The organism is Enterobacter sp. 03-F-07-AD-ECC (assembly GCF_047530935.1).
Classification (GTDB): Bacteria; Pseudomonadota; Gammaproteobacteria; order Enterobacterales; family Enterobacteriaceae; genus Enterobacter; species Enterobacter cloacae.
The window spans coordinates 54,097-72,769 of sequence record NZ_JBLKBZ010000007.1; the positions used below are offsets into that span (position 1 = coordinate 54,097).

The 18,673-nt window shown below is 56.3% G+C and carries 19 protein-coding genes; 12 read left to right on the forward strand and 7 right to left on the reverse strand.

Annotated elements, in window-relative coordinates; translation table 11 throughout:
- Positions 1–54 precede the first annotated feature (54 nt).
- The 5 genes from ACMWKA_RS12755 to xthA are packed head-to-tail and all read right to left on the reverse strand — an operon-like array spanning position 55 to position 4,849.
- Positions 55–675 carry an ATP-binding cassette domain-containing protein gene (locus tag ACMWKA_RS12755; RefSeq protein WP_013097037.1) on the reverse strand — a complete coding sequence of 207 codons (621 nt, stop codon included), beginning with the start codon at positions 673–675 and terminating at the stop codon, positions 55–57.
- Positions 675–2,204, reverse strand: a complete 1,530-nt coding sequence (locus tag ACMWKA_RS12760; RefSeq protein WP_222168290.1) for a thiamine ABC transporter permease — start codon at positions 2,202–2,204, stop codon at positions 675–677. Before ACMWKA_RS12760 ends, ACMWKA_RS12755 begins: the two co-directional genes overlap by 1 nt.
- Positions 2,177–3,337 carry an ABC transporter substrate-binding protein gene (locus ACMWKA_RS12765; protein WP_369706136.1) on the reverse strand — a complete coding sequence of 387 codons (1,161 nt, stop codon included), beginning with the start codon at positions 3,335–3,337 and terminating at the stop codon, positions 2,177–2,179. Before ACMWKA_RS12765 ends, ACMWKA_RS12760 begins: the two co-directional genes overlap by 28 nt.
- 15 nt (positions 3,338–3,352) lie before the next feature.
- Positions 3,353–4,036 (reverse strand): TVP38/TMEM64 family protein, encoded by a 684-nt coding sequence (locus tag ACMWKA_RS12770; protein WP_058651482.1) that lies wholly within the window; start codon positions 4,034–4,036, stop codon positions 3,353–3,355.
- 6 nt (positions 4,037–4,042) lie between these two features.
- A complete protein-coding gene (xthA, locus tag ACMWKA_RS12775) occupies positions 4,043–4,849 on the reverse strand; it encodes an exodeoxyribonuclease III (protein ID WP_222168291.1) in 807 nt (268 codons plus the stop codon).
- 433 nt (positions 4,850–5,282) lie between these two features.
- Between xthA and ACMWKA_RS12780 the strand changes: the two genes are divergently transcribed.
- From ACMWKA_RS12780 to ves, 7 genes are all read left to right on the forward strand, one after another.
- Complete coding sequence (locus ACMWKA_RS12780) at positions 5,283–6,503, forward strand: aspartate aminotransferase family protein (RefSeq protein ID WP_029882003.1); 1,221 nt, start codon at positions 5,283–5,285, stop codon at positions 6,501–6,503.
- The gene (gene astA, locus ACMWKA_RS12785; RefSeq protein ID WP_040019660.1) at positions 6,500–7,534 is read left to right on the forward strand and encodes an arginine N-succinyltransferase; all 1,035 of its coding nucleotides are present in this window, start codon (positions 6,500–6,502) and stop codon (positions 7,532–7,534) included. Before ACMWKA_RS12780 ends, astA begins: the two co-directional genes overlap by 4 nt.
- Positions 7,531–9,018 (forward strand): succinylglutamate-semialdehyde dehydrogenase, encoded by a 1,488-nt coding sequence (gene astD, locus ACMWKA_RS12790; RefSeq protein WP_058651483.1) that lies wholly within the window; start codon positions 7,531–7,533, stop codon positions 9,016–9,018. Before astA ends, astD begins: the two co-directional genes overlap by 4 nt.
- On the forward strand, positions 9,005–10,330 hold the full coding sequence (gene astB, locus ACMWKA_RS12795; RefSeq protein WP_058651484.1) for an N-succinylarginine dihydrolase: 1,326 nt from the start codon (positions 9,005–9,007) through the stop codon (positions 10,328–10,330). Before astD ends, astB begins: the two co-directional genes overlap by 14 nt.
- Before the next feature lie 10 nt (positions 10,331–10,340).
- On the forward strand, positions 10,341–11,306 hold the full coding sequence (gene astE, locus ACMWKA_RS12800; protein WP_058651485.1) for a succinylglutamate desuccinylase: 966 nt from the start codon (positions 10,341–10,343) through the stop codon (positions 11,304–11,306).
- A gap of 337 nt (positions 11,307–11,643) precedes the next feature.
- Complete coding sequence (gene spy, locus ACMWKA_RS12805) at positions 11,644–12,135, forward strand: ATP-independent periplasmic protein-refolding chaperone Spy (RefSeq protein ID WP_014831529.1); 492 nt, start codon at positions 11,644–11,646, stop codon at positions 12,133–12,135.
- A 288-nt stretch (positions 12,136–12,423) separates the two neighbouring features.
- Positions 12,424–12,981, forward strand: coding sequence for an environmental stress-induced protein Ves (ves, locus tag ACMWKA_RS12810; protein ID WP_013097026.1), 558 nt, complete (start codon positions 12,424–12,426; stop codon positions 12,979–12,981).
- Here ves and cho read toward each other — a convergent pair.
- Positions 12,959–13,837: an excinuclease Cho gene (gene cho / locus ACMWKA_RS12815; RefSeq protein ID WP_013097025.1), complete on the reverse strand. Its 879-nt coding sequence runs from the start codon at positions 13,835–13,837 to the stop codon at positions 12,959–12,961. The genes ves and cho overlap by 23 nt on opposite strands.
- 149 nt (positions 13,838–13,986) lie before the next feature.
- A complete protein-coding gene (gene nadE, locus ACMWKA_RS12820) occupies positions 13,987–14,814 on the reverse strand; it encodes an ammonia-dependent NAD(+) synthetase (protein ID WP_414760305.1) in 828 nt (275 codons plus the stop codon).
- Between the two features lie 232 nt (positions 14,815–15,046).
- On the opposite strand from nadE, the gene osmE reads away from it, so the two are divergent.
- From osmE to chbR, 5 genes are all read left to right on the forward strand, one after another.
- Positions 15,047–15,391 (forward strand): osmotically-inducible lipoprotein OsmE, encoded by a 345-nt coding sequence (gene osmE / locus ACMWKA_RS12825; protein WP_003857836.1) that lies wholly within the window; start codon positions 15,047–15,049, stop codon positions 15,389–15,391.
- Between the two features lie 281 nt (positions 15,392–15,672).
- On the forward strand, positions 15,673–15,990 hold the full coding sequence (gene chbB / locus ACMWKA_RS12830) for a PTS N,N'-diacetylchitobiose transporter subunit IIB (protein ID WP_013097023.1): 318 nt from the start codon (positions 15,673–15,675) through the stop codon (positions 15,988–15,990).
- A 79-nt stretch (positions 15,991–16,069) separates the two neighbouring features.
- A complete protein-coding gene (gene chbC, locus ACMWKA_RS12835) occupies positions 16,070–17,428 on the forward strand; it encodes a PTS N,N'-diacetylchitobiose transporter subunit IIC (protein ID WP_013097022.1) in 1,359 nt (452 codons plus the stop codon).
- A 48-nt stretch (positions 17,429–17,476) separates the two neighbouring features.
- A complete protein-coding gene (gene chbA, locus ACMWKA_RS12840; protein WP_013097021.1) occupies positions 17,477–17,824 on the forward strand; it encodes a PTS N,N'-diacetylchitobiose transporter subunit IIA in 348 nt (115 codons plus the stop codon).
- A 29-nt stretch (positions 17,825–17,853) separates the two neighbouring features.
- Positions 17,854–18,672, forward strand: a complete 819-nt coding sequence (gene chbR, locus ACMWKA_RS12845; RefSeq protein ID WP_013097020.1) for a transcriptional regulator ChbR — start codon at positions 17,854–17,856, stop codon at positions 18,670–18,672.
- Position 18,673: the final 1 nt, after the last annotated feature.

Below are 18,673 nucleotides of genomic sequence, written 5' to 3' on the forward strand. Positions count from 1 at the left end.
AAAAGAGGGGGGCATTGTCGTCTCTCCTGAAAGGTAAAACATTGCGTTAGCACATTATTGCCAGCGAGAAATCTCAATCACCTCGCCACCCGGCGGAATATCTTCATCGTCATGCGTGACCAGCACTACCGGGATATTGCGTGCGCGCAGGGCATCAAACACCCATGTCCGAAAGGACGACCGCAGTGATTTATCAAGGCGGCTAAACGGTTCGTCCAGCAACAACGCCTGTGGCTCGGCAAGCAGAGCCCGCAGCAGGCTCACCCTGGCACGCTCCCCGCCGGATAGCGTGGCCGGATCGCTGGCATAGTGGCGATTTAGCCCGGCTGAATCCAGAGCCTGTTGCACCTTTTCCCGGCGTGCGCGTCCGGTTATTCGCGCCGGTAACGCCAGCAGCAGATTTTGCCCGACGCTGTACTGGTCAAACAGCAGTGCGTCCTGAAAGAGAATACCGATCCCGCGTTGCTCGACAGGCAGCCCGTCACAGCGGCGATCGTCAAGCCACAGCTCGCCCTGCGCCTGAAAGTCGTCAGACAGTGCCCCAACCATCCATGAGAACAGGGTCGATTTCCCGCTGCCGGACGGCCCCATCAGGGTGACAATTTCACCGCGAGGGACATAAAAGTTAACTTCACGGAACAGCGGCGCAATGGTGAGATTGTTGACCTTCAGCATTAACGTAATCCTCGTCGATAATGGCCTGCGAGCCGGGATAACAGTGCGGCAACGCCGAAGACGGCCCCTGTCACCAACAGAAGCCACAGCGCCCGGTTAGCCAGAATCGGGATGCTGCCGCCGCTGCTGAGCGCCACGGTTTCGGTGGTAAGGGTGCTGAAACGCCCCGCGCCGAGCCAGAGTGTTGGCATGTATTGCGCCATGCTGACCGAAAATCCGGTTGCAAACGCCAGCAGCGCGGGGCGCAACAGCAGGGGACATTTGATCAGGCAGAAGACTTTTGTCCGCCGCCAGCCAAGCGTTCTGGCCGTGAGGAGAAGCCGCGGATCGATGCGCCGCCAGGCGGGTTGCAGTATCAGCAGCATCCACGGCAACACCCACAGCAGATGACTCCAGAGCACGGCGGCGTACTGCCCGTCGATACCCAGCCATAACGCCACCCTGTATTGCCCGGAAACCAGCGGCAGCGCAGGAAGGGCGAGAGGGAGCCAGACCCACAGTGCACCACGCCGCGGCCCCCATTCCAGCCAGAGCAGTATCATGATCAGGGCGATCAGGCTGGCGAGCAGGCCGAACGATAAGCTGGCACGCACGGCGCTAACATCATCCCACTGGGCCAGCATCAGCAGCACGCCGGCGCAAAGCATGCCGCATGCGGGGAGGATTCCGCTGAGCATACGGGCGGGCGGCGCGAGGGGGAACGTGCGTCGCACCCCTGTCAGCGCAGGCAACGTGCGACGCCACGCCTTCCAGATACCGAACCCCAGCGCCGAAAGCGCGGCCAGCAGCGCGAGCATCAGCAGGCAGAGCAGCATTCCTTTCGTTTGCTGCTGCACGTCGCCCTGGGTCAGCCACTGCCAGGCCAGTACCGCCAGGGTAGGCGGATTCCCCGGCCCCAGGATGATGGCGACATCCACAACAGAGAGGGACCAGGCGAGCACCGCCAGCATTGTGGCACCCAGCGCCGGCGCGATCTCCGGGATCACCAGCCAGCACAGTCGCTGGAACCGCCCGTATCCCAGGGTTTGCAACACGACATTCTGGCGGGCCAGTATGGTTTCAGGTAACACCGCGTATATCGCCCACAGCACGAAGGCGCTCTCCTTGACGGCGAGAGTTAGCCCCAGCCCAATCCCGTAGCGATCCAACATCGGGGAGCAGCGTGTACAGAGCTGATAAAACAGACCGCCTTCGGCAAAAGTCAGCAACACGCTGGTGGCGAAAGCAACGTGGGGAACGGCCAGCAGCCACGGCAAACGGGTGCACAGAAGACGCCAGCGCTCACCGGGCCAGAGCGTGGTGACGAAAATCAGGGCGATAAACAGGGCGCCGAGAGTGGCAATCAGCGTGGATACCAGGGTGGCAGCGAGCGCCTGCGGGATCTGCGGGTCGTCAAACAGGCGTTGCCAGTTTTCTGCCGACAGCGCCGGCGTCAACAGCATGGCGGCGGCGGGAACAAGCGGCAGATACACTGCCGCCATCGCCAGCCAGATGAGTGCGCTCAGCGGGTGCCGTAACGACGCAGCCATTCCTGCTCCAGCGCGTTAACCCAGGCTGCGTGTGGCTCCGCAAGCATCTGCGGAAGCCCTTGTGGCGTGTGGGCCTGAAGCTGTTTTGCTTCATCTGCGGGCAGCGTGTTCGCCTGCAGTACGCTCGGATCGCCCCAGATAGCCGGGTCGGCTTTGCGGATCTGCGCCTGAGGTGAGAGCAGGAAATTGGCAACCACCCTGGCCCCCGCACTGGCGCTGGCGTTCGCCGGGATGGCAACAAAATGAACGTTACCGATCATCCCGTTGTGAAAACCAAAGCTGTAGCTGTCGGCAGGCAGTTCACCGCTGGCCACTTTTTGCAGCGCATGTGCCGGGTTAAAGGTCAGCGACAGGCTCAGACTGCCGCGAGCGAGCAGGGTATCCATCCGCGCAGGTGAAGGCGGGAAATCTTTTCCTTCTCGCCACAGCAGCGGGTGGAGTTTGTCGAGGTAGTCCCAGAGCGGCGCGGTAACCTGTGCAAAGGTGTCATCGGGCGCGCGTTTCAGCGCATCGGGTCGGGAGGTGAGCGTGAGAAGCAACTGTTCCAGAAACGCGGTGCCGGTAAAATCAGGCGGACGAGGATAGCTGATTTTACCCGGATGCTGCTGGGCCCAGGCCAGTAATCCCTGCGGGTCTGACGGTGGAGTCGGCATGCTCGCTTTGCGGGCGATAAAGGTGAGCTGCGCGCCACCCCACGGAGATTCTGCACCCTCGGTTGGCAGGGCGAAATCTTCCGTGACCGGTTTGCCCGTGTCGACATAACGCCAGTTAGGCAGCGTCTGTGCCCATCCGGTTTGCAGCAGGTTAGCCTCTTTCAGCGTGCGGAAATTCTCACCGTTAACCCACAAAAGATCCACCGAGCCATGGGTCTTACGCCCGGCGGCAGCTTCTGTCTGGATCCGTTTTACCGCATCCGCCGCATCGGCCAGGTGGACAATGTTGAGGTTGATTGCGTAGTGCGTTTTCATCTCGCCGCTGACCCAGTCGAGGTAGCGGTTAACCGCCTGATCGCCTCCCCAGGCGTTAAACCAGACGGTCTGGCCTTTGGCCTGTTGTTGGATAACGTGCCAGCTGTCGGCGGCACACAGAGGAGTGGTCAGCAGCAGACCGGTCAGAAACGCGCAAAAACGCACACGGCGCATAATGCCTCACTTTTTAAACGAAGAGGGGAGTCGGGAAAACAGCCATCGGCTCATCAGCGGTAATAACCCCAGTAGTGTAAAGGCTAACAGCATGCCCGGCGACAGAATATCGCGCAGCGAGGTGATTTTTCCCAGCTCGCGGCCGGCGTTGAGGAAGATAACCGTTGCGGGCAGCATGGCGAGCTGGCTGACCCACCAGTACCGACGCACCCCAATGCGGGTCAGCCCCATCAGCAGATTGACCAGAAAAAACGGGAACAACGGCATCATGCGCAGGGCGAATAGATACCCTGCGCCGTCACGCGCCATCCCGGCGTTCACCGTTTTCATCTGTTGGGCAAACCGTCGCTGAACCCAGTCGCGCAGCAGATAACGGCTGGCGAGCATCGCGAGCGTGGCGCCGAGCGTGGAGGCAAACGACACCAGCAGCGTCCCCTTCCACAGCGTAAATAGCGCGCCGCCCAGCAGGGTCAGTATCGCGGCACCGGGGATAGACAGGGCGGAAACCACCACATAGAGGGCAAAAAAGATCAGCGCACTTTGCTGCGGGGCGTGTTCGACGCAGGCGAGCAAGGTCTGCTGATGCGTTTTGACGGTTTCAAGAGAGAGCGTGCCCGGAGTAAGAGTGAGCCACGTCAGCATAAAGGCGCCCAGCAGGGCGCACAGTACGACAATTTTTCGAATGTTCACACGGGGTTACAGCTTGAATTTCGCCCACACCGGCGCGTGGTCCGACGGTTTTTCCATGCTGCGGATATCGTAGTCGATCCCGGTTTCAATGCAGCGTTCCGCCAGCGGGGAGCTTGCCAGCAGCAGGTCTATGCGCAGCCCGCGGTTGTCATCAAAGCCTTTTGAGCGGTAATCGAACCATGAGAAGCGATCCTGGGTGTCCGGGTTAGCCGTGCGGAAGGTATCCACCAGACCCCAGCTCAGCAGACGATCCATCCACTCGCGCTCTTCCGGCAGGAATGAACATTTGCCGGTGCGCAACCAGCGTTTGCGGTTCTCTTCACCAATGCCGATATCCAGATCGGTCGGGCTAATATTCATGTCGCCCATGATCAGCACCGGATTCTCTTTTTTCAGTTCGGTGGTCAGATAATCCTGCAGATCCTGATAAAACTTCGCTTTCGCCGGGAATTTGGTCTCATGGTCACGGCTCTCCCCCTGCGGGAAATAGCCGTTGATCACGGTGATATTGCCGAGCGCTGAAGGAATTTCCGCCATGATGATACGGCGCTGCGCTTCTTCGCCATCACCCGGGAAGCCGCGGCGGACGGAAACCGGCGTCTCTTTGGTCAGCAGGGCAACGCCGTAATGCCCTTTCTGTCCGTGATAAAAGACGTTGTAACCCAGTTTCACCACCTCTTCGAGGGGGAACATATCGTCGTGAACTTTTGTCTCCTGCAGGCCGATCACATCAGGCTGATGTTGTTTAACAATCGCTTCAAGCTGGTGAGGGCGGGCACGCAGGCCGTTGATATTAAAAGAGACAAATTTCATAGTCGCTGCCAGTGCAAGGTGAATAGTGCATGGATGGTAGCAGAATTTGCGTCGTCTGTTACGGGGATTGACCAATAACTGCGACAGATAATGCCAACGGTGCAATATTTGCACCATTCTGACGCGCTTCGCCCTTAAAAGGGGCGTAAATGGCCAATAAATTTCGCGAGCGATCACAATTCCAGAATTATATTTGGCCTCTGCATACTCTTTCTGATTTTCATGCGGCAAAGCGCCGCTTGTCGTAAAAATATTCACTTTTTATGCACTAAAAGTGAATAACTCCATATTGTAACTTATTGATATTCTGTTACCCCCACCCGTTTATGCATTTTTATCGCTGGCTGGCACGAAGGCTGCAATCTACATTCACAGTGCAAACACTCAATTATTTAACATTCAAATAACCTTTTATTTACCGGATGAGGTCGCTATGTCTCTGTCAATTACGCGTGAAAATTTCGATGAATGGATGATGCCGGTTTACGCTCCGGCGGCTTTTATTCCGGTTCGTGGGGAAGGCTCGCGCCTGTGGGATCAGCAGGGTAAAGAGTATATTGACTTTGCGGGCGGGATTGCGGTTAACGCGCTGGGCCATGCACACCCGGCGCTACGCCAGGCGTTAAACGACCAGGCGGCGAAGTTCTGGCATACCGGGAACGGCTATACCAACGAACCGGCGCTGCGTCTGGCGAAAAAACTGATCGACGCGACGTTTGCGGAGAAAGTCTTTTTCTGCAACTCGGGCGCGGAGGCGAACGAAGCGGCGCTGAAGCTGGCACGCAAATATGCGCACGATAAATTCGGTGTGCACAAGAGCGGGATTGTGGCCTTTAAGAACGCGTTCCATGGCCGCACGCTCTTTACCGTCAGCGCAGGGGGGCAGCCGTCCTACTCGCAGGACTTTGCGCCGCTGCCGCCGGATATCCGCCACGGGGTGTATAACGATCTGCAGTCAGCCCGCGAGCTGATCGACGACACCACCTGCGCGGTGATCGTTGAGCCAATGCAGGGAGAAGGCGGTGTGCTGCCCGCACAGAAAGCGTTCCTGCAGGGGCTGCGCGAACTGTGCGATCGTCATAACGCGGTACTGATTTTCGACGAAGTGCAGACCGGCGTTGGCCGTACCGGTGAGCTGTATGCGTATATGCACTACGGCGTAACGCCGGACGTTCTCTCAACGGCGAAAGCGCTGGGCGGCGGCTTCCCGATTGGCGCGATGCTGACCACCGATAAATTCGCCAGCGTAATGGTCGTGGGCACGCATGGCACCACCTATGGCGGTAACCCGCTGGCAACGGCCGTGGCCGGACAGGTTCTGGATATCATCAATACCCCGGAAGTGTTGAAGGGGGTTAAACAGCGTCACGACTGGTTTGTGGAGCGTCTGAACGCCATTAACAGCAAGACCGGTCTGTTTAAAGAGATTCGCGGCCTGGGGCTGTTAATTGGCTGCGAACTGACGCCGGAGTTTGCCGGAAAAGCTAAACTTATTTCACAGGAAGCGGCGAAACAGGGCGTGATGGTGCTGATTGCCGGTGCCAACGTGGTGCGTTTTGCCCCTGCGCTGATTGTCAGCGAGGAAGAGGTGAGCACCGGTTTAGACCGTTTTGCGCTGGCCTGTGAACGTGTGAAATCCGGGGTGTCATCATGATGGTCATCCGTCCCGTTGAGCGCGGCGATCTCGCCGGGCTCATGCAGCTTGCCGGTAAGACGGGGGGCGGGCTAACCTCGCTTCCTGCCGATGAAAAAACGCTGTCGGCGCGCATTGAGCGCGCCCTGCTAACCTGGCAGGGGACGTTGCCAAAAAGCGAACAGGGCTATGTGTTCGTGCTGGAAGATACCGACACGGGGACCGTAGCCGGGATCTGCGCCATCGAAGTGGCCGTTGGTCTTAATGATCCGTGGTACAACTACCGCGTGGGCACCATGGTTCATGCCTCAAAAGAGCTGAACGTCTATAACGCGCTGCCGACGCTGTTTCTCTGTAATGACCACACCGGTGCCAGCGAGCTTTGTACGCTGTTCCTTGATCCGGCGTGGCGTAAAGAGGGCAACGGGTATCTGCTCTCCAAATCGCGCTTTATGTTTATGGCCGCTTTCCGCGATCGTTTTAACGAAAAGGTGGTGGCTGAAATGCGCGGTGTGATCGACGATAAAGGCTATTCGCCGTTCTGGGAGAGCCTGGGCGAGCGTTTCTTCTCGATGGAGTTCAGCCGGGCAGACTATCTGTGCGGCACCGGACAGAAAGCGTTTATCGCTGAGCTGATGCCGAAACACCCTATCTATACCCATTTCTTAACCCCGGAAGCACAGGCGGTGATTGGCGAAGTCCATCCGCAAACGGCGCCTGCCCGCGCGGTGCTGGAGAAAGAAGGCTTCCGCTACCGTAACTATGTCGACATCTTTGACGGCGGGCCGACGCTGGAGTGCGACATCGACCGCGTGCGCGCGATCCGTAAAAGCCGACTGGTTGACGTCTCTGAAGGTCAGCCTGCGCCGGGTGACTGGCCGGCGTGCCTGGTGGCGAACGAAAATTACACCAACTTCCGCGCCATGCTGGTGCGTACCAACCCGAAATGTGAACGTCTGGTGCTGACGGCTGCAGAACTGGATGCCCTGAAATGTAATGCCGGCGATACGGTTCGCCTGGTGCGACTCTGCCCTGAGGAGAAAACAGCATGACTTTATGGATCAACGGAGACTGGGTAACGGGCGAAGGCGAACAGCGAGTGAAGACCAATCCGGTCGGCAACGAGGTGCTCTGGAAAGGTAATGATGCCAGCGCCGGGCAGGTTGAACAGGCCTGCCACGCCGCGCGCCGCGCGTTTCCGGCGTGGGCGAAACAGCCGTTCACCGTGCGCCAGGGGATTGTCGAAAAGTTTGCCTCTCTGCTGGAAGCGAATAAAACCGAGCTGACCCGCACGATCGCCCTGGAGACCAGCAAGCCACGCTGGGAAGCGGCGACTGAAGTGACGGCGATGATCAACAAAATCGCTATCTCGGTAAAGGCGTACCATACCCGCACCGGCGAGCAGCATACCGAAATGGCTGACGGCGCGGCCACGCTGCGCCATCGCCCCCACGGCGTACTGGCGGTGTTTGGCCCCTACAACTTCCCGGGGCATCTGCCAAACGGGCATATTGTGCCTGCACTGCTGGCGGGAAATAACGTCATTTTCAAACCGAGTGAATTAACGCCGCTGACCGGTGAGGTGGTGGTGAAGCTCTGGGAGCAGGCGGGTTTGCCGCCGGGCGTGCTGAACCTGGTGCAGGGCGGGCGTGAAACCGGCCAGGCGCTGAGCGCGTTAAGTGATATTGATGGCCTGCTGTTTACCGGCAGCGCCGGGACGGGCTATCAGCTGCATCGCCAGCTGGCCGGGCAGCCGGAAAAAATTCTGGCGCTGGAGATGGGGGGGAACAACCCGCTCATTGTTGAAGATCCTGATGATATTGATGCGGCAGTCCACCTGACCATCCAGTCGGCCTTTATTACTGCCGGCCAGCGCTGCACCTGTGCGCGTCGTCTGCTGGTGAAGCGCGGGGCGCAGGGCGATGCGTTCCTCAGGCGTCTGGTTGAGGTGAGCGCGCGTCTGGTGCCTGCGACGTGGGATGCCGACCCGCAGCCGTTTATCGGCGGGCTCATCTCCGAACAGGCGGCGCTGAACGTTCTGAAAGCCTGGCAGGACCATGTCTCACGCGGCGCGAAAACCTTGCTGGAGCCGAAGCAGGTTCAGCCGGGCACGTCGCTGCTGACGCCGGGCATTGTTGAGATGAGCGGCGCGAGCAACGTGCCGGATGAAGAGGTCTTTGGGCCGCTGCTGTGCGTCTGGCGCTATGACGATTTTGACAGTGCCATTGCGATGGCCAACAACACCCGCTACGGCCTGTCGAGCGGTCTGATTTCACCGCAGCGCGAGAAGTTTGATCAGCTGCTGCTCGAAGCGCGCGCCGGGATTGTTAACTGGAACAAACCGCTGACCGGTGCCGCGAGTACCGCCCCGTTTGGCGGCGTAGGGGCTTCCGGGAACCATCGCGCCAGCGCGTGGTATGCCGCAGATTACTGCGCGTGGCCGATGGCGAGCCTGGAAACACCTGCGCTGACGCTGCCGGAAACGCTGAGTCCGGGTCTGGATTTTAGTCAGGGAGATCGCCATGAAAGCGCGTGAAGTCAATTTTGACGGCCTGGTGGGACTGACGCACCACTATGCCGGGCTCTCCTTTGGTAATGAAGCCTCGACGAAACACCGTTTTCAGGTCTCCAACCCGAAACTGGCGGCAAAGCAGGGGCTGCTGAAAATGAAGGCGCTATCGGACGCGGGTTTTCCGCAGGCGGTGATCCCGCCGCAGGAGCGTCCAAACGTGGCGGTGTTACGTCAGCTTGGTTTTAGCGGCACTGATGAACAGGTGGTGGAGAAAGCGGGAACGCAGACGCCACACCTGCTCTCGGCGGCGAGTTCCGCCTCCTCAATGTGGGTGGCCAATGCGGCGACCGTTGCGCCCTCTGCCGATACGCTGGATGGCAAGGTCCATTTGACGGTGGCGAACCTGAACAACAAATTCCACCGCGCCACCGAAGCGGAGACCACGGAGCGCGTGCTGCGCGCCATTTTCCATAATGACGCCCATTTTGCTGTCCATCCGGCTCTGCCGCAGGTGGCGATGTTTGGTGATGAAGGTGCTGCCAACCATAACCGTCTGGGCGGCGATTACGGCGAACCGGGGTTACAGCTGTTTATTTACGGGCGGGAAGAGGGCGGCCATTCTGCGCCAACCCGCTACCCGGCCCGACAGACGCTGGCGGCAAGCCAGGCCGTGGCGCGTCTGAATCAGGTCAATCCGTCGCAGGTGATTTTTGCCCAGCAGAACCCGCATGTGATCGACCAGGGCGTGTTCCATAACGACGTGATTGCCGTCTCTAACCGCCAGGTTCTGTTCTGCCACGAGCAGGCGTTCGCCCATCAGGAGAAACTCCTCGCCACGCTGCATGAACGCGTGCCCGGGTTTACGCCGATTCAGGTGCCGACGCAGGCGGTGAGCGTGCAGGATGCGGTTGAGACCTACCTCTTCAACAGCCAGCTGTTGAGCCGGGACGATGGCAGCATGATGCTGGTGCTGCCGCAGGAGTCCAGCGATCACCCGGGCGTGTGGCGTTATCTGACTGAACTGGTGAAAGCCGATAACCCGATTGCGGAACTGCGCGTCTTTGATCTGCGCGAGAGCATGGCAAACGGGGGCGGTCCGGCCTGTTTACGCCTGCGCGTGGTCCTGACGCCCAACGAAATGCAGGCCGTTAACCCGGCAGTGATGATGAATGAGACGCTGTTTAACATCCTGAACGACTGGGTGGACCGCTACTATCGTGACCGGTTAACGCAGGCCGATCTGGTTGACCCGCAGCTGCTGCGCGAAGGCCGCGAGGCGCTCGACGCGTTAACCTCAATCCTGCAGCTGGGTTCGGTTTACCCGTTCCAGCGCTAAAGGAGGCGCTATGGAAAATTTACTGGCGCTGACGCTGACTGACGAAACGCCCTCACAACGTGAGGGGGAGGGGCCCTCATTCCACTGGCGGTGGCTGGGGCGCGGTGTGCTTGAACTGACACCGAGCGCCAGGAGTGAACTGTCGCTTCTGCTCTCAACCGGCATTCACGGCAATGAAACGGCGCCCGTCGAGATTGTCGACCTGCTGCTGGGCGCGTTGTATAGCGGGGAGATCGCGCTGCACTGCCGTCTGCTGGTGGTTCTGGGAAACCCGCCTGCGCTGGCGCAAAACAAACGCTATCTGGTGAGCGACATCAACCGCATGTTCGGTGGCCGCTGGTCGCAATTCCCACAAAGTGATGAAACGGCACGGGCGCAGTGGCTGGAGCAGATCGTCACCTCCTTTTTCACCGACGCGGGGCCATTGCGCTGGCATCTCGATCTGCATACGGCGATCCGCGCCTCGTATCACGTACGTTTTGGCGTACTGCCGCAGCGTAATCAGCCCTGGGAGGAAGATTTTCTGAGTTGGCTGGGGGATGCGGGGCTGGAAGCGCTGGTCTTCCATCAGTCGCCGGGGGGGACCTTCACGCACTTTACCTGCGAACGCTTCGGCGCGCTGGCCTGCACGCTGGAGCTGGGAAAAGCGCTGCCGTTTGGGCAAAACGATCTTACGCGCTTTGCCCCGACGCATCTTGCGCTGCATGCGCTGCTGGGGGGGAAGGAGCCGGAGCACACCAGCCAGCCCGTCGAGTGTTATCGGGTTGTGCAGCAGATCACCCGCCGTAGCGAGGCTTTCCAGCTACATATGGCGGCCCACACGCTCAATTTTACGCCGTTTCGCAAGGGGGCATTACTGGCGGAGGACGGCGACGAGCGCTATGAGGTGCAGAAAACAACCGAATATGTGCTGTTCCCCAACCCGTCTGTGGCCTTTGGTCTGCGGGCCGGGCTGATGCTGGAAAAAGTGTCCTGATCGTGTCCCCTCCTGTCTGCGGGAGGGGAATATTAAAACTATATTCTTAGCGATTAAGGCGATCGCATTTTCTTTGCAGAATATTCCTGGATAATTGCTTTATTATTAAACGGCAGTTGGTTATACTTCTTCACAATCTCTTAATAATCAGCTTATTGCATATTTTAGTTGCAACTCTCCACGCTTTATCCTTATTTCCTCCATATTTGGCGAAAATTTGTTTTTTACACTTTCATTGTTTTACCGTTGCTCTGACTAATTGACGATAAACCCCGTAAAGTTAATCTCGTCAACACGGCATAGCGCCGAAGAATAACTGAAAGTAAGGAAATAAATTATGCGTAAGTTTACTGCACTGTTTGTTGCTTCTACCCTGGCTCTGGGCGCTACCAGCATGGCGTTCGCCGCAGATACCGCAACCACCACTGCCGCGCCTGCTGAAGGCAAAATGATGATGCATCACAAAGGCAAGCCGGGTATGCACGAGATGATGATGTTCAAAGATCTGAACCTGACGGATGCGCAGAAACAGCAGATCCGCGACATCATGAAAAGCCAGCGTGACCAGATGAAACGTCCTCCGTTGGAAGAGCGCCGCGCGATGCATGACATTATCGCCAGCGACAGCTTCGATAAGGCAAAAGCCGAAGCGCAGATCGACAAAATGGCTGAGCAGCATAAAGCCCGCATGCTGGCTCATATGGAAACCCAGAACAAGATCTACAACATTCTGACGCCGGAACAGAAAAAACAATTTAATGCCAATTTTGAGAAGCGTCTGACAGAACGTCCGGCAATGGAAGGTAAAATGCCAGCACCAACCGAATAAACGGTTCACTCTCTTAAGACCGCCGGGATCCTGTCTACAAAAGCGCAAATGCTGTGGACAGGACCGGCGGTTTTTTCTTTCTTACCCTCTTGTCTGCCGCAACAGGCGCGGTATTCTCCTGTCATCGCTTCAGAGAATTCATGACGTTAGATTTTTTATCAGCGTCCCGCTAAGGCTTGCCCGCTCTGCTGCCGATACTACGTCTGTAACTATTCAATCATAACAAACAAGACAGCAACGATAGCGATATCCTTGCCCTGGCGCTCGTTGCGCCATTCAGGAGTGGTGATGGAGTTCTTTGATATCCGTAAAATGCCGGTCAGTCTCTGGCGCAATGGTGCTGGTGAGACGCGCGAAATTTGTTGTTTTCCTCCCGCGACGCGCGATTTTTTCTGGCGTGCCAGCATTGCGACGATCGCCAGCAATGGCGAATTCTCCTCCTTTCCCGGTGTTGACCGGGTTATCACCCTGCTGGAAGGGGGGGAAGTGACGCTCGATGCCGGTCAGGCGTTTTGCCATACCCTGAAGCACCATCAGCCCTTTTGTTTTTCCGGCGACCAGCCGGTAAAAGCGCTGTTAAGCGACGGGCAGATGTCGATGGACTTCAACATCATGACCCGGCGGGATTGCTGCCAGGCGAAAGTGCGGGTGGCGGACCGCACCTTCACTACCTTTGGCTCACGCGGGGGTGTGGTCTTCGTCTTAAGCGGTGCGTGGCAGCTGGGGGATAAATTGCTGACAGCCGATCAGGGCGCGAGCTGGGAGGAGGGAACCCACACCCTGCGTTTGCTGGAATCGCACGGCAGGTTATTATTCAGCGAAATCAACTGGCTGCCTGGTCATTAAGCACAATAACGTCAAACTCGCCGGTCAGCACGGGCTTACAGAGAATTTTGTAGCCATCATGGTCGAAGCCGGCGGGTGTGCGTAACAGGGTGGCGGCCTCCTGCAGATTATCGACCGCCCCCAGCCAGAACCAGTTATGAACGATGTGGTACTGCGTCATCGTCTCTCCCACCTCTTTTAGCGCAACGGCCCCTTCCCACGGCCAGCACTTCACGCTGATGGCCGCCAGCCCGCCAAGAAGCCGGGCGTGATGATCCTCGACGCTCTCTTTGCCGCAGCAGGCACCCGCACAGCGTTTGAGCGCAGAGCGGAAACAGGCGCGTCCACGGGTGGTGGCCTCCAGCCCCAGCAGGCTATAGCAAAGCTGCTGCTCGTCCGCCAGCGTTTGCAGCGCCTGTAGCGCCGCACGTTTGTTGGCGAACAGGCCGTACAGATTCGGTGCGTGCGAAAAATCGACGTCGCGCGCATAGACAACCTGCGGTTTGCCCGCGGTTATCTGCAGCGAGCAGAGCTGACGATTGCGGCGCAGACGCTTATTAAACAACGGCTGTTGCTCTTTGATCAGCCGGGCTTCCAGTAAGAGCGCTCCCATTTCCCCTGCCGTCGGATACCAGCTGATGCGTCGCGACTGGCGGAGCATGGCGGCTTCGTCCGGCGTGCGCAGATGGGACAGCACCCGGCTGCGAATATTCACGCTTTTGCCGATATAGAGCGGCAGGGTGTCGCTTTCGCCATGAAAGATGTACACGCCCGGCTGTTTAGGTAATTCCTCAAGCCAGGGGCGGAGATGTTCGGGATATTCATAGATAGCCGCCGCTTCAAACTCCAGACGCGGGGCAGATTGACGCCTGCTCACATACGACTCCATATACTGTTCAGGTATACAGTGTAGCAGGTGTAGGGTGGTTAAAAAAGAGCCGGGTCGCCTTATGCTCTCACCCCAACCCTCTCCCACGGGAGAGGGCGCAAACATTAAAAACGGTAACCTGGGTTACCGTTTTGCTTTTATTTCTTCCAGAAATCGTCAAACACGGTAATGGGTGGGCGGCGTTTGTGCTCGGTTTTCAGATACCAGCCTTCGATAATCTTCGCGATACTCTCGTCCAGTTTCTTGCCTTCCAGATAATCATCGATGTTGTCATAGGTCACACCGAGCGCCGCTTCATCCGGCAGGGAAGGGCGATCGTCTTCCAGATCTGCCGTTGGCGCTTTCTTGTATAAATGCTCCGGGCAGCCCAGCGCAGCCAGTAGTTGTTTACCCTGACGCTTGTTCAAACGGAAGATAGGGTTAATGTCGGTGCCCCCGTCGCCATATTTGGTGAAGAAACCGGTGATGGCTTCTGCCGCGTGATCGGTCCCGACAACCACGCCTTTGGTCATGCCTGCGATGCTGTACTGCGCTTTCATACGTTCGCGCGCTTTTTCATTGCCGCGCACAAAATCGCTCAGCTCAATGCCCGCTTCACGCAGCGCCTGCTCACTCGCCAGCACCGATCCTTTGATATTGACCGTCAGTACGCGGTCTGGCTGGATAAAGGCGATGGCATCCTGACAATCCTGTTCGTCTGTCTGCACGCCATACGGAAGACGCACGGCGATAAACTGCAGCGCTTCATCTCCCGTCTCTTCGCGCAGCTCTGAAATGGCCATCTGGCAGAGTTTGCCGGTCAGCGTCGAGTCCTGTCCGCCGCTGATGCCCAGTACCAGCGTTTTCAGAAACGAGTTCGTTTTTAAATAGGATTTTAAAAAATCAACGCTTCGGCGGATCTCTTCATTTGCATCTACCGCAGGCTTCGCGCCCAGCGCCTGAATAATCTCGTGTTGCAGAGCCATCACGCCCTCCATATGCAGACCATAAACAGAATGTGTTAACTGTTAAAACTAACCCTTCAGGCGTAAAACGACAAGGATCACAGTTTCGAGTGCGCTATTTTGCGGCGTTTTAGCAGCTTATCGTTGTTTTATTAGAATTTTCCGAAATTCGTCTGGCGTAACTCGCAAAGTTGAACAATAGTACTTTTTATCCCATGCTTAGATAACACGCTGATAAACAAGAGGACGGAATATGAACAAGAACGTAGCAGGAATTCTTAGCGCAGCGGCGGTACTGACTATGCTGGCAGGGTGTACGGCTTACGATCGCACCAAAGATCAGTTTACACAGCCGGTAGTGAAAGATGTCAAAAAAGGCATGACCCGTTCGCAGGTGGCTGCGATTGCCGGTAAGCCTTCGTCAGAAGTGACCATGATCCACGCGCGTGGTACCTGCCAGACCTATATCCTGGGTCAACGTGATGGTAAGGCAGAAACCTACTTTGTTGCTCTGGATGACACCGGTCACGTCATCAATTCCGGTTACCAGACCTGTGCAGAATACGATACCGATCCGCAGGCACCTAAGGCGCAGTAACCCTGCTTGCCTGAGGATGTTAACAAGCCGGCCTTTGGGCCGGTTTTTTTATGCATACGTAAATCTTATTTCTTTGCGCGAATTATTTGCCTGAAATGTGAAGGTAGTCAACAAGCCAGGTCAATGAGAGACAATTTAGGCCTGTGCAGAATTATCCCCCCTCTGTACCATTACGTATACTCACTCCAACGATAAACAACAGTCAGCACATTACCTGTCAGCCAGGAGAGCGAGTCGAGTGATAGCGAGACGGCAGGTAGTCATAAAAGAGGGAAATCATGATGGAAAAGAAACATATCTACCTGTTCTGCTCTGCAGGCATGTCAACGTCACTGCTGGTGTCGAAGATGCGTGCACAGGCCGAAAAGTATGAAGTGCCGGTGGTGATCGAAGCGTTCCCGGAAACGCTGGCGGGTGAAAAAGGCCAGACCGCAGATGTTATTTTACTGGGGCCGCAGATCGCTTACATGTTGCCAGAAATTCAACGTCTGTTACCGAATAAACCGGTCGAGGTAATCGATTCAGGGCTGTACGGTAAGATTGATGGTTTAGGTGTACTGAAAGCTGCTGTGGCAGCAATTAAAAAAGCTGCTAATTAATTTTTATTTTTCCCGTCAAAGAGTTATTTCACACACAATACGCCGCGACATACGTTGCGGCATTTAAGGGTATTTTCCTATGAGTAAAGTCATCGCTTCACTTGAAAAGGTACTCCTTCCTTTTGCTGTTAAAATAGGAAAGCAGCCTCATGTTAACGCCATCAAAAACGGCTTTATTAAATTAATGCCGTTGACGCTGGCCGGGGCAATGTTCGTTTTAATTAACAACGTTTTTCTGAGCTTTGGTGAAGGTTCCTTTTTTTATTCATTAGGAATTCGGTTAGACGCTTCAACCATTGAAACCCTTAACGGTTTTAAAGCCATCGGCGGCAATGTATATAACGGTACGTTGGGTATTATGTCGCTGATGGCGCCTTTCTTTATTGGGATGGCATTAGCCGAAGAACGTAAGGTGGATCCACTGGCCGCGGGGTTATTGTCCGTTGCCGCCTTTATGACCGTCACCCCATACAGCGTGGGTGAAGCTTATGCTGTGGGTGCCAACTGGCTGGGTGGGGCAAACATTATTTCCGGTATCGTTATCGGTCTGGTGGTTGCCGAGATGTTCACCTTTATTATCCGCCGTAACTGGGTAATTCGCCTGCCAGATAGCGTACCGGGCTCCGTTTCCCGTTCATTTTCCGCGTTGATTCCAGGCTTCATTATTCTCTCCATCATGGGGATTATTGCCTGGGCGCTCTCTCACTGGGGCACAAACTTCCACCAGATCATCATGGACTCTATCTCTACGCCGCTGGCGTCGATGGGTGGCGTGGTCGGTTGGGCGTACGTGATTTTCACCTCCCTGCTGTGGTTCTTCGGCGTACATGGTTCACTGGCACTGGCCGCGCTGGACAGCGGTATCATGACCCCATGGGCACTGGAAAACGTTGCACTTTATCAGCAGTACGGCTCCGTTGATGCGGCGCTGGCAGCCGGTAAAACCTTCCATGTGTGGGCGAAGCCGATGCTGGACTCTTATATCTTCCTGGGGGGTACCGGGGCGACGCTGGGTCTGATCATCGCGGTCTTTATTGTCTCTCGTCGCGCTGACCATCGTCAGGTTGCGAAGCTGGCGCTGCCGTCAGGCATCTTCCAGATTAACGAGCCGATTCTGTTTGGTCTGCCTATCATCATGAACCCGGTGATGTTCATTCCATTCGTCCTGATTCAGCCGCTGCTGGCGGGGATCACCCTGACGGCCTATTACCTGGGCATTATCCCGCCTGTTACCAACATTGCGCCGTGGACCATGCCGGCGGGGCTGGGAGCGTTCTTCAACACCAACGGTAGCGTCGCGGCCTTCCTGCTGGCGATATTCAACCTCGGGATTGCAACACTGCTCTACATGCCATTCGTGGCGATAGCCAACAAAGCCGCGACCGTGATTGATGAAGAAGAGAGCGAAGAGGATATCGCCCTCGCACTGAAATTCTAAATATTGCCCGGCGCGGGGTAACCCGCGCCAGCGAAAAGGAGCTTAAAGATGTTAGATTTGGATAGTATCGTAGCCGAAGACGCCGTAGAGAACGATCTGGAAGAAGTGGTGATGGGGCTTATCATCAACTCCGGGCAAGCACGTAGCCTGGCGTATGCCGCCCTTAAGCAGGCCAAGCAGGGCGATTTTGCCGCCGCTAAGACCATGATGGATCAATCCCGTATCGCGCTGAATGAAGCGCACCTGGTGCAGACTAAGCTTATCGAAGGCGACCAGGGGGAAGGGAAGATGAAAGTCAGCCTGGTGCTGGTGCATGCACAGGATCACCTGATGACCTCAATGCTGGCACGCGAGCTGGTGGCAGAGTTAATTGAGCTTCACGAGAAGCTGCAGTAAGTCAGACTGAGTAGCAGGAGGTCAGCACGATGGAAATTAAAACCGCACTTGAACAGCAGCTGTTTAATGGCAAGAATTTTCACGTGGTTATTTACAACAAGACGGAGAGCGCCAGTGGTCTGCACCAGCATGACTACTACGAGTTCACGATTGTTCTGACCGGCCGCTACTATCAGGAGATTAACGGCAAGCGTGTCCTGCTGGAGCGCGGTGACTTTGTTTTCCTGCCGATGGGATCTTATCACCAGAGCTTTTACGAATTTGGCGCCACCCGTATTCTGAATGTTGGCGTCAGCAGACGTTTCTTTGAGAAACACTATCTGCCGCTGGTGCCGTTCTGCTTTGTGGCGTCACAGGTCTATCGCGTAAAAAACGAATTTATGACCTGGATCGAAACGGTGATCGCCTCGCTCAACTTCCGCGACAATGAGTTCGATGAATTTATTGAAACCGTGACGTTCTATGTGATGAACCGCCTTCGCCATCACCGTGAAGAGCAGCAGGTGAGCGACGACATTCCGCAATGGCTGCGCAGTACCGTCGAGTTGATGCACGACAAAGGGCAGTTCAGCGAGAATGCTCTGGAAAATATGGTGTCACTGTCCGGAAAATCCCAGGAATACCTGACCCGGGCGACACAGCGTTATTATCGTAAAACGCCCGTGCAAATTATTAATGAAATCCGCATTAATTTTGCCAAAAAACAGCTGGAAATTACCAACTACTCTGTCACCGATATTGCTTATGAGTCCGGTTACAGTAGCCCCAGCCTGTTTATTAAAACCTTTAAGAAATTTACCTCATTCACACCAAACAGTTACCGGAAGAATTTGACGGTAATTAATTAGT